The sequence below is a fragment of the Azospirillum sp. UENF 111221 genome (assembly GCF_058780625.1).
The window spans coordinates 485,001-495,621 of the sequence record NZ_JBSNCH010000004.1 but is presented as its reverse complement, the minus strand read 5'-3'; the positions used below and the strand labels follow the sequence as shown (position 1 = coordinate 495,621).

Annotated in this window: 7 protein-coding genes and 2 rRNA genes (1 of these 9 running past the window's edge); 1 reads left to right on the top strand and 8 read right to left on the bottom strand. The window is 66.2% G+C overall.

Translation table 11 applies throughout. The features are described 5' to 3' along the window. From ACWPN3_RS14280 to ACWPN3_RS14255, 6 genes are all read right to left on the bottom strand, one after another. Nucleotides 1–1,007 (bottom strand): tetratricopeptide repeat protein (locus tag ACWPN3_RS14280; RefSeq protein ID WP_492261502.1); only part of this gene is annotated, 1,007 nt, incomplete at its 3' end. 7 nt (nt 1,008–1,014) lie between these two features. Beyond that, nucleotides 1,015–3,264, bottom strand: a complete 2,250-nt coding sequence (locus ACWPN3_RS14275; RefSeq protein WP_492239756.1) for a polysaccharide deacetylase family protein — start codon at nt 3,262–3,264, stop codon at nt 1,015–1,017. 35 nt (nt 3,265–3,299) lie between these two features. Continuing rightward, the gene (locus tag ACWPN3_RS14270) at nt 3,300–4,199 is read right to left on the bottom strand and encodes a glycoside hydrolase family 191 protein (RefSeq protein WP_492239758.1); all 900 of its coding nucleotides are present in this window, start codon (nt 4,197–4,199) and stop codon (nt 3,300–3,302) included. Between the two features lie 45 nt (nt 4,200–4,244). Next, on the bottom strand, nt 4,245–5,198 hold the full coding sequence (locus ACWPN3_RS14265; protein ID WP_492239759.1) for an SDR family oxidoreductase: 954 nt from the start codon (nt 5,196–5,198) through the stop codon (nt 4,245–4,247). A gap of 105 nt (nt 5,199–5,303) precedes the next feature. Beyond that, nucleotides 5,304–5,690, bottom strand: coding sequence for a response regulator (locus ACWPN3_RS14260; RefSeq protein ID WP_455183525.1), 387 nt, complete (start codon nt 5,688–5,690; stop codon nt 5,304–5,306). Nucleotides 5,691–6,114: 424 nt separating this feature from the next. Then, nucleotides 6,115–7,917 carry a thiamine pyrophosphate-requiring protein gene (locus ACWPN3_RS14255; RefSeq protein WP_492239760.1) on the bottom strand — a complete coding sequence of 601 codons (1,803 nt, stop codon included), beginning with the start codon at nt 7,915–7,917 and terminating at the stop codon, nt 6,115–6,117. Between the two features lie 159 nt (nt 7,918–8,076). Here ACWPN3_RS14255 and ACWPN3_RS14250 point away from each other — a divergent pair, with 159 nt between their 5' ends. Then, nucleotides 8,077–8,496: a hypothetical protein gene (locus ACWPN3_RS14250; protein ID WP_109445965.1), complete on the top strand. Its 420-nt coding sequence runs from the start codon at nt 8,077–8,079 to the stop codon at nt 8,494–8,496. A 104-nt stretch (nt 8,497–8,600) separates the two neighbouring features. On the opposite strand, the gene rrf is transcribed toward ACWPN3_RS14250, so the two are convergent. Together rrf and ACWPN3_RS14240 are read right to left on the bottom strand one after the other, a co-directional pair. Beyond that, nucleotides 8,601–8,716: ribosomal RNA gene (gene rrf / locus ACWPN3_RS14245) — 5S ribosomal RNA — on the bottom strand. A 148-nt stretch (nt 8,717–8,864) separates the two neighbouring features. After that, a 23S ribosomal RNA gene (locus tag ACWPN3_RS14240) occupies nt 8,865–10,621 on the bottom strand; it runs 991 nt beyond the window's last position.

The following is a 10,621-nucleotide window of genomic DNA, read 5'->3' as shown; positions in this document are numbered from 1 at the left end:
CCGGCCAGGACCCAGTCGGGCACCAGATGCAGGTCGCGGCCCTTGGTCGCCTCCAGCGCCGCGCGCGGCAGGCCGGCATTCACCTCCAGCGCCAGCAGCCGGCCGAACTGCGCATCCTCCACCTGACCGGACAGCGCCGACAGGCGGGTCCGCGCCGGCTCCCGCCGGTCGGTGGCGATCAGCAGGTCGATGTAGGTCAGCTCCAGCGCCAGCACAGGAGCGCGGCCCGCCACCTGCGGCCCTATGATTTGCGGTTCGATCAGCCGCAGCCCGAGATCGGGACGCGATGCTGCAGCAAGCTGGCTCGCCAGACCGATCATATCGGCGACGGTCGGCTGTTCGCCCAGCCAGCGCCGGGCGCGCTCATAGGCCTCGTCCTCGCGGTCGAGGTCGATCAGCAGGCTCATCAGCAGCTCGCGGCTGTCGGGCTGGATGTTGCCCTCGGCGCGGTCGTCGGCCCGCAGCAGCCAGTCGACCGCGCCGGCATGGTCGCCGCGCGAGGCCAGCAGCGCCGCCAGCTCCTGCTGGGCCTCGACATCCTCCGGCCGCAGGGTGCAGTAGCGGACCAGCGTCTCGGCCTTCATCCCCATCCGGTTGCGGAAGCCGGCGGCATAGGCCAGCTCGCGGAACAGGTCGGCGCTGTTGCGCCTCTCCGCCAGCGCCTTCAGGTTCTCCAGCCGGTCGCCCGGCCGCTGCGCATCCTGATAGAGGCGGTCGAGCAGTTCGCGGGCTTCGACGGAGGACGGCTCGGCGGCAAGGAACCCCTCGGTCAGCTCGATGGCGCGCTCGACGTCGCCCTGGGCCAGCGTCAGGCGGGTCAGCGGCATCACCGTGGCGCCGCTGCGGTCGCCGGCGGCATAGCGCTCCTCATAGACGGCACGGGCGCTGTCGTAATCGCGGTCGCGGAATTTCTGCAGGGCAAGCTCGGCGCTGTGCGGAATCAGCAGCAGGCTGGCGCCGATGCCGGCCAGCAGGATCAGCAGGACGACGAGGAGGTTCGCGCGCATGGCCGCCCTACCCCGCCGCGCCGTCGGTGGCACGGAAGCGCAGCAGCAGCGGTGCTATGGCGGACACCGGCACGGTCAGCGCCAGCCGGCCGTCGGCATCCGCGTCGACGCTGCCCGACCACAGCCGGGTGCCGTCGCGCTCCGCCGTGACGGTCCAGCGGCCGGGCCGCCGCACCTGCCAGACCATGCCGCCCGCCCCGTAGCCGGTGGCGGCAACGCGGAAGCCGTGATCGTCCGGGGCGAAGGACGAGAAGGCCCAGCGGCCCTGCACCAGATAGGGCATGGCGGCCGGCGGGTCGCGGTCGGCGCGGTCGCTCTCCGCCAGCGCCACCACCGGCTCCGCCACCGCCGGGTCGAGCGCCACATAGAGGCTGCCCTGGCTGTGGCGCTGGCCCAGCACGCCGCTGGAGCGGGCGAAATCGACCGCGTCGGCGCTGGCATGGTCGAAGCGCAGCGTGTTCAGCGCCCCGCGGTCGCGCACGCGCCAGCGCCGCCCGCCGCCCTGGCCGTCCAGCGGCTCGAAGCGGGTGGTGTAATAGCCCTCGGCGATGCGGGCGTAGCTGGAGGCGGCGACCGGCGCCAGCTCCTGCCTCTGCGCGGCGGTCAGCACCGAGACCAGCGCATTGAGGCTGGCCGGCTTCTGGCCGGTGTACATGTGGTAATAGACGTTGAAGGGCTTCAGCCGCAGCGGGCTGCCGGCATGCCGCATGGTGTTGACCAGATTGCGGTAGCCGTAGAAGCGGTTGGTCCACAGGTCGGTGTAGGTGTTCTCGTTGCTACCGGCGGCGTAGATCTGGCGTTCCGCCCCCACCGGCAGGCCGATGGGCGGCAGCCCGGTGATGGACGGGAAATCGGCATCGAACCGCGCGTCGCCGCCGTTGATGTTGACTCCGCCGGCCTTGCGCACCGCCGCCAGCGCCGCCTCGAAGGGGGAGGTGTCGCCCGACCATTGCACCAGCACCGCCCGCTTGCCGGTGGGAGCCAGCCGGGTGAAATAGTCGAGAGCGCCGCCGATCTCCTGGTCGAGGTCGAAGGGCTGCTGCAGATAGGCGCGCGGCATGGCATAGCGGCCGATGTCCGACACCTCGCCCGCCTCCTCCGCCGCATGCTCGTCACTTTTTCCGGGCTTGCGGCTGCCCTCGCGCTCGAGGAAGGGCGCCTCGGCCTGCCGGCTGTAGTCCTTGAAGAAGGCCCACTGGAAGGGATGGGTCCAGGTGTGGCTGGACGGCTCGACCTGCGGCAGGGCGAACAGCGCCTTGGCCGCCGCCAGCGACTCCGGCGTGCCCTTCCAGGTCGGGTCGAGGTCGCCGACGATGGGGGCGACGCTGACCGGCAGGTCGGGGAAGGCCTCGATGGCGGCGGTGCGCACCATGTCGGCGGACAGCACGCGGCGGGCGGCATAGGGCGCCACCTCCGTCACGTTGCGCCAGCCGTCGCCGTCGATGTGGCTGAAATAGAGCCGCCGCCCGGACAAAGTGGTGACGTCGGGCTTCGGCAGGTCGTCGGTGGCGAAGCTGTCGCGGAAGAAGGCGAAGGGATCGACGATCCATTGGCGCCGGTTGTACTCGGCGTCGAAATAGCGGGCATACCCCTCCGTCACCAGACCGCCGGCCGGACCGGTGACCACCAGATGGCTGTCGCTGGCCGGATCGTCGCCGCGCCGCATCGCCAGATGGGTGGCGAAGCGCTCGTCGGTCTTGCGGAACAGGGGATAGCCGGGCAGCACCCCCGACAAAGGCCGCTCGAAGCCGATCATCGCATCGGCCAGCGCCGGCTTCGATTTGTAGGTCAGGTCGGAATAGCCGTCGTCGTCGCGCAGACCGAAGCGGGCGAAGAAGCGGTTGGTGAGCGCCAGCGGCACCGGCCTGCCGCCGCGCTCCAGCCGCACCCCCGGCTGCCCCAGCACGGCGAAGCGGACGCCGCGGTCCATCGCACGCGCCACCCAGCCGACATAGGCGCCGACATCGGGGAAGGGCTCGCCCGCGAACCAGGTGACGACGCCGCGCAGGTCGGGATAGCGCGACAGGTCGGGCAGGCCGTCGGCGACGTTCCAGTAGACCACCGACACACCCAGATGGTTCAGCGGCAGTTCCGCCATCGTGTGGATGCGGCTGAGGCGGATCGTGCTTTCCTCGCGCAGATCGACCAGCGCCAGGACGGTGCGCGGCACCGTCCGCTGCGCCGTCGCGGCAGCGGCCGTCGGGCCGGCGGCAAGGGCGGGAAACGCCGCGCCGGGCAGGAGGATGGCGAGTGCCAAGGCTGCCGCCCGGATGCCCGCTTGGAACCGGCCCCTCACCGCGGCGGCTCCGGGATCAGGCGGTCGAGTTCGACCGTCGCGACATAGGGGGAAAAGCCGTTGGCCCGTTGCAGGTCGTAGATCGTCCGCACCCCTGCCGCATCGGCGGGGTTCCAGTAATCCAGCGTATGGAGGCCGAGCTGCGGGTTCAGCGCGCCGGCCGCCTTCAACGCTTCGACCTGGAACCGGTAATCCTCGTCGCTCTGGCGGTGCGGGCGCTTGGCGGCGAAATCCCAGCCGGCATAGACGCTCTCGCCCAGCGCATGGCTCAGCAGCGGGGCGGTCTGCGGCAGGATCTCATAGCCGCGGTTCTGCATCAGGCCGATGTCGGGCCAGTTGCGGCGGATGGCCCGCACCAGCGCCGCCGCCGCGTCGGTCATGCCGCGCCAGCGCTTCGGGTCGGTGCGTTCCAGATGCGGCGGGTTGTCGAGCGTGTCGAGGAAAACGCCATGGAAACCCTCGCGCAGGATCGCGGGGACCAGCTCCTCGACCACCAGCTTGACCCAACGGCGGTCGCGCACGTCGACATAGAAGCTGCCGGGCCAGTTGGGGTTTTCCTGGTCCAGGATGCCCCACCCCTTCACCCGGTCGAACCAGGGGCGGTGCGTCTCGACCTCGCCAACGCTGAGATAGCCGAGCAGGGTCTTGCCCCGGTCGGCCAGCGGTGGCAGCGGCGGGTGGGTCCTGCTGTCCAGCACCAGCAGCCGGTAAGGCTGGAAGGCGGCCAGCGGTGCCGCATCGGCGTAATAGACCGCCCAGGGGGCAGCAGGGGCCGGAGCAGCGGGAGCTTGGCCGGGATTTGCGGCCCGCAGGTCCCTGTTGGGCAGCGCCAGCAGCGCCGCACCCGACAAAAGCCCGCCGGCGACCGCCCGCCGCCCGATCAAACCACCAATCACGCCACCCTGCCCCGATCAGTCAGCCGAGTTCTTCACCCGGACCCGTCAACCAAGCCACGCCAGCGTCTGGCGCAGCCCATCCTCCAGCGGCGTGTCGCAGCTCATGCCGAAGGCGGCGACCAGACGCGTGGGATCACCGATGGATGTCCGGATGTCGCCCGGCCGCGCCGGACCGTAGCGCCGGTCGAGCGGACGGCCCGACAGGTCGGCCAGAACCTCCGCCAGCCGGTTGACCGAGGTCGGACGGCCGGTACAGACATTGTAGACCGGTGCGCCCGGCTGCGGATGTCCCATCGCCGCAGTCAGGTATCGCACCAGATCCTTTACAAAGATGAAATCCCGCACCTGCTCGCCATCCCCATTGACGGTGATCGGTTCGCCCCTTGCGATGCGGCCGGCGAAGATGGAGATGACGCCGGAATAGGGGGATTTCGGATCCTGGCGCGGGCCATAGACATTGAAGAAGCGGAAGCCGGCGGTCGGCACGCCATGCACCCCGTCCGCCACCCGCGCATGAAGCTCGCAGCCCAGCTTGTCGGCGCCATAGGCGGACAGCGGGCGGGTCGCCGCATCCTCGGTCAGCGGCATGTCGGGATTGTCGCCGTAGACGGCGGCGGAGGAGGCGTAGATCACCGGAACCGGTCCGGCCGGATTGGCGCGGCGGGCGGCCCGGCGGGCGGCATCGAACACGGCGATGGTGCCGGACAGGTTGGCGTGGTGGGTCTCCAGCCAGGCCTCACGCGACCGGTCGACCGAGGCGACGGCGGCCAAGTGGAAACAGCCGTCCACCCCCTCACCGTCCTCGCCGGCCATCGCCGCCCGGACCGCTTCGGCATTGGCCACGTCACCGACAATCACAGGCACGCCGGCCGGCAGGTTTTCACGCTTGCCGGTGGACAGATCGTCCAGCACCCGGACCTCGTGCCCGGCCGCCAGCAGCCGCTCGATCAGGTGCGAGCCGATGAAACCGCAACCGCCGGTAACCAGATAACGCGCCATCGCTGCGGCTCCCTCCGCTTTTGCGTGTGTTTGACGTGATACGCGAAATCGGGGGCACCGGATTTGAAAAATCCCGAGCCTGGCTCAAATCGGCTGCAAAAAAGATCAGGCCGGCAGGAAGCCGGCGACGGAAGCCTGGAATTCCTTGGGCTTGATCGGCTTCGACACATGGCCGTCGAAGCCTGCTTCGGTCAGCCGGCGCTTGTCCGCAGGCGTGGCGAGGTTGGTGACGGCCAGCACCGGGGTGGCGGCGAGAGCCGAGTCGGCGCGGATTTGGCGGATAAGCTCAAGCCCCGACAGGCCGGGCATGACGATGTCCATCACCACCAGATCGGGCGTCATGTCGCGCATCAAGTCCATAACCGAGGTGGCGTCCGACGCCTCGACGACGGTGAAGCCGCCCTCCTCGAGGCAGCGGACGAAGAGCTTGCGCATCAGCACATTGTCTTCGACAACCAGGATCGTCCGCGTTTTCTCGACCGTGTCCAACATTCCGCCATCCAAGCCTGTGGCCGAACCCCATGGCGTGAGCGGTATCGCCGGCATCCGGAAGGACGCAATGCTGCGACCCTGCGCTGCACAGGAATGCCATCATTCACGCATGGTTCGCTCTCTATCTCTTTTAGGGTCTCGGGTCAAGCCATTCGCGATAGCGCCTTACCCCTATTGATGAGTTGTCTCTTTGAATTTATGGTTTTCCGTTCGCCTCTAGCGCGCATTGACGACATCGCCGGTTTACCTGGTGCCAGACTATAAGCAGATATACAAACCAACTTGATTGGACTTTTTTGCCTTATCTTTGGCCCAATTGCGGAATTTGGCACAGTGCCGTTCCAGCGGAGCCGCATAATTGAAATGACGCGCGAAACAATTATGCGGCCCTGCGTTTTGAAAATCTCCGCTCGCCGTCGGCGAATCAGCCTTTCCTGCCTCCGCCATGCGGCAGGTAACTCTGGACAAGGTCCTTGGCGGTGTCCTTCAGCATGTCCCAGGCCTCCGGATCGCCCTTGGCCAGCGTCGCCATCATCGCCGCGGCGTTCTTCAAGGTGATGTGCGGCGGCAGCGGCGGGACGTTGGGGTCGGTGTAAGCCTCGACCAGCACCGGCCCGCGGGTCGCCATCGCCTCGTCCCAGACCGCGGCGAGGTTTTCGGGCTTGTCGACGAACAGGCCTTTGAATCCAAGCAGTTCGGCATAGCGGGCATAGGGGAAATCGGGAAGCTCCTGCGAGGCCTCGAACTTCGGATCGCCGTTCTGGGCGCGCATCTCCCAGGTCACCTGGTTGAGGTCGCGGTTGTTCAGCACCAGCACGACGAAGCGCGGGTCGCTCCACTGTTTGCAGTATTTCGCGAGGGTGATCAGCGCATTCATGCCGTTCATCTGCATGGCGCCGTCGCCGACGATGGCCAGCACCGGGCGGTCGGGATGGGCGAACTTGGCCGCCAGGGCATAGGGCATGCCCGGCCCCATGGTGGCGAGGCCGCCGCACAGCGTCGCCTTCATCCCGCGGCGGATCTTGATGTCGCGGGCGTACCAGTTGGTGCCCGACCCGGTGTCGCAGGCGATCACCACGTCGTCGGGCAGCCTCGGCGACAGTTCCCAGAAGACGCGCTGCGGGTTCAGCGGTGTCGCGTCGTTCATGGCGCGGGCTTCCAGCACCGTCCACCAGTCGGCGACGCCCGCCTCGATCCGCTCGCGCCAGGAGCGGTCCTGCTTGCGCTGGAGCAGCGGGATCAGCTCGCGCAGGGTGCCGGCGCTGTCGCCGACCAGATTGACCTCCATCGGATAGCGGATGCTCAGCATCTTCGGGTCGATGTCGATCTGCACGCCGCGCGCCTGCCCCTCCTTCGGCAGGAACTCCGAATAGGGGAAGCCGGAGCCGATCATCAGCAGCGTGTCGCAGTTCACCATCATCTCGTAGCTCGGCCGGGTGCCGAGCAGGCCGATGGAGCCGGTGACGAAGGGCAGATCGTCGGGCAGCGCCGCCTTGCCGAGCAGCGCCTTGGCGACGCCGGCGCCCAGGATGTCGGCGATCTCGATCACCTCGTCGGTGGCGTTCAGCGCGCCCGCCCCGACCAGGATCGCCACCTTGGAGCCGGCATTCAACACATCGGCGGCGCGGCGCAGGTCGGGCTCCGCCGGACGCACCACCGGGGCCGACCAGCCGACACCGGAATGGATGGTGCCGTGGGCGCGGGCCGGGGCCTCGACCGCGTCCATCTCCTGCAGGTCGTTGGGCATGATGATGCAGGTCACCGTGCGCTCGGCCTTGGCGATCCGCACCGCCCGGTCGACGATGTGCCGCACCTGGGCCGGGGTGGAGGCCATCTGCACATACTCGCCGGCAACATCCTTGAAGAGGGAGACGAGATCGACCTCCTGCTGGTACTGGCCGCCCAGCGCGGTCAGCGCCTGTTGGCCGACGATGGCGAGCACCGGCTGATGGTCGAGCTTCGCATCGTACAACCCGTTCAGCAGGTGGATGGCGCCGGGGCCGGAGGTGGCGAGGCAGACGCCCATCTCACCGGTGTATTTGGCGTGCGCCGTCGCCATGAAGGCGGCCAGCTCCTCGTGGCGGGGCTGGATGAACTCGAATTGGTCGCCGGCGCGGGCGAGCGCGCCGACCAGCCCGTTGATGCCGTCGCCGGGATAGCCGAAGACCCGCTTCACGCCCCACTCGGAGAGCCGCTGCCAGAAGAAATCGCTGACGTTCGGAGCCATGGTCGCCTCTCTTGTCTCTGCTCGGACGTCACCGCCCTTCCTGTTTCAACTGTGCGCCGGCCCATCGGTTCGCCGCAGGCCGCAAGTTTTTTGCCCACCCCCCTGTCGGACCGATCCGGCCGGCGGGGCGTTATCGTGTGCAGCAACAGGGAGACAGCGATGGCCGAGGCCAACATCGATGACCGCTCAAGCTTCGAACGGGCTTACGAGCGGCACGCCTTCGAACAGGATGCGGCGGCGAACGCGCGCAGCGACACGACGACCGTCCATGGCGTGACCATCCTGTCCGCCGCCGATGCCGACGGGCGGATCGAACTGTCGCGCAGCACCCGGCATGTCGGGGAAGGAAACCCGGAGGGCGACACCGTCTTCGTCGCGGCCTTCCGCAGCCACGACAGCGCCGCCGAGGCTGCCGCCCCCTATTCCGGCTCGGTCGAGCCGACCGGCGAAGCCCCGGGCGAGGCCGCCGACGACTACCGCAGCTTCATCGATCAGCTGGTGGAAGCCGCGAAAGGGGCCCGGTTCAAGCCGGACATCGGCCGCGGCGAAGAAAGGCTGACCGGTTTCCGCGGCGGCTGATGAACAGCGAAACGCCCCGTCTCTTTCGAGGCGGGGCGTTCGTGATCTGGATGAAGATGCAAGCATCTGGCTTTCGTGTATTGAGCGTCTCATGTGCCTGAGCGACCTGGCGGCGACCTACTCTCCCACGTCTTAAGACGCAGTACCATTGGCGCGGAGGCTTTTCACGGCCGAGTTCGGGATGGGATCGGGTGTTTGACACCTCGCCATGACCACCAGGTCACCGAGGCACAAGACCGACGCTGTTACCGAAAGCGCTTGATGCTTGTTCAGTGCAAGTGAGTTGAGGATGTATCGAACGGCGATGCGCTGGTCAAGCACTGCTTTCAAGCAGGCTTGCTGCTGCGCATGGCGCGGTTAGTGGTGTCGAGATCAAGCCGATCGAGCGATTAGTAAGGCTTAGCTTCAAGCATTGCTGCCCGTCCACATGCCTCCTATCGACGTGATGGTCTGTCACGGCTCTCAAGGGAGCTCTGGTTTAGAGGTGGGTTTCCCGCTTAGATGCTTTCAGCGGTTATCCCGTCCATACTTAGCTACCCGGCCATGCCACTGGCGTGACAACCGGTGCACCAGAGGTATGTCCATCCCGGTCCTCTCGTACTAGGGACAGATCCTCGCAAAACTCCGACACCCACGGCAGATAGGGACCGAACTGTCTCACGACGTTCTAAACCCAGCTCACGTACCACTTTAATCGGCGAACAGCCGAACCCTTGGGACCTGCTCCAGCCCCAGGATGTGATGAGCCGACATCGAGGTGCCAAACGACTCCGTCGATATGGACTCTTGGGAGTCATCAGCCTGTTATCCCCGGCGTACCTTTTATCCGTTGAGCGATGGCCCGTCCACGTGGAGCCACCGGATCACTATGGCCGACTTTCGTCTCTGCTCGACTTGTCAGTCTTGCAGTCAGGCGGGCTTATGCCATTGCACTCGACGAGCGATTTCCGACCGCTCTGAGCCCACCATCGCGCGCCTCCGTTACACTTTGGGAGGCGACCGCCCCAGTCAAACTACCCGCCATGCAGGGTCCCGGACCCGGATAACGGGCCACGGTTAGATGCCAGAGACTTCAAGGGTGGTATTTCAAGGTTGGCTCCACACGAGCTGGCGCCCATGTTTCCAAGCCTCCCACCTATCCTACACATGAAGTCCCTAGCACCACTGCAAAGCTGTAGTAAAGGTGCACGGGGTCTTTCCGTCTGACCGCGGGAACTCCGCATCTTCACGGAGAGTTCAATTTCGCTGAGTTGGTGTTGGAGACAGCGGGGAAGTCGTTACGCCATTCGTGCAGGTCGGAACTTACCCGACAAGGAATTTCGCTACCTTAGGACCGTTATAGTTACGGCCGCCGTTTACCGGGGCTTCAATTCAGAGCTTGCACTCCTCCTCTTAACCTTCCGGCACCGGGCAGGCGTCAGACCCTATACGTCGCCTTGTGTGGCTTCGCAGAGCCCTGTGTTTTTAGTAAACAGTCGCTACCCCCTGGTCTGTGCCCCCCGCCATGGCTTGCGCCACAACGGGGCCCTCTTCTTCCGAAGTTACGAGGGCAATTTGCCGAGTTCCTTCAACACCATTCTCTCAAGCGCCTGGGTATACTCTACCAGTCCACCTGTGTCGGTTTGGGGTACGGTCTATAAGGCGGGGCTATTTCCTGGAACCGGTCCACAGCACGATCAATCCGATAAGATCGTACACGCTTTCCAATCCGTCACCTCCGCCAGGCCCACGAATATTAACGTGGTTCCCATCGACTACGCCTTTCGGCCTCGCCTTAGGGGCCGGCTCACCCTGCGTGGATTAACCTTGCGCAGGAACCCTTGGACTTTCGGCGACAGTGTTTCTCACACTGTTTGTCGCTACTCATGTCAGCATTCTCACTTCCGATACCTCCAGGCGGCCTCACGGACACCCTTCGCAGGCTTACGGAACGCTCCGCTACCACGTGATCTGAAAGATCACATCCGCAGCTTCGGTACACGGCTTGAGCCCCGATACATTTTCGGCGCAGGCCGGCTTAACTAGACCAGTGAGCTATTACGCTTTCTTTAAAGGATGGCTGCTTCTAAGCCAACCTCCTGGTTGTCATGGCCTTCCCACATCCTTTCCCACTTAGCCGTGATTT

Coding starts and splice junctions, on each gene's coding strand:
- ACWPN3_RS14255 (WP_492239760.1), bottom strand. CDS start 7,917: ATGGCTCCGAACGTCAGCGATTTCTTCTGGCAGCGGCTCTCCGAGTGG.
- ACWPN3_RS14265 (WP_492239759.1), bottom strand. CDS start 5,198: ATGGCGCGTTATCTGGTTACCGGCGGTTGCGGTTTCATCGGCTCGCAC.
- ACWPN3_RS14250 (WP_109445965.1), top strand. CDS start 8,077: ATGGCCGAGGCCAACATCGATGACCGCTCAAGCTTCGAACGGGCTTAC.
- ACWPN3_RS14260 (WP_455183525.1), bottom strand. CDS start 5,690: ATGTTGGACACGGTCGAGAAAACGCGGACGATCCTGGTTGTCGAAGAC.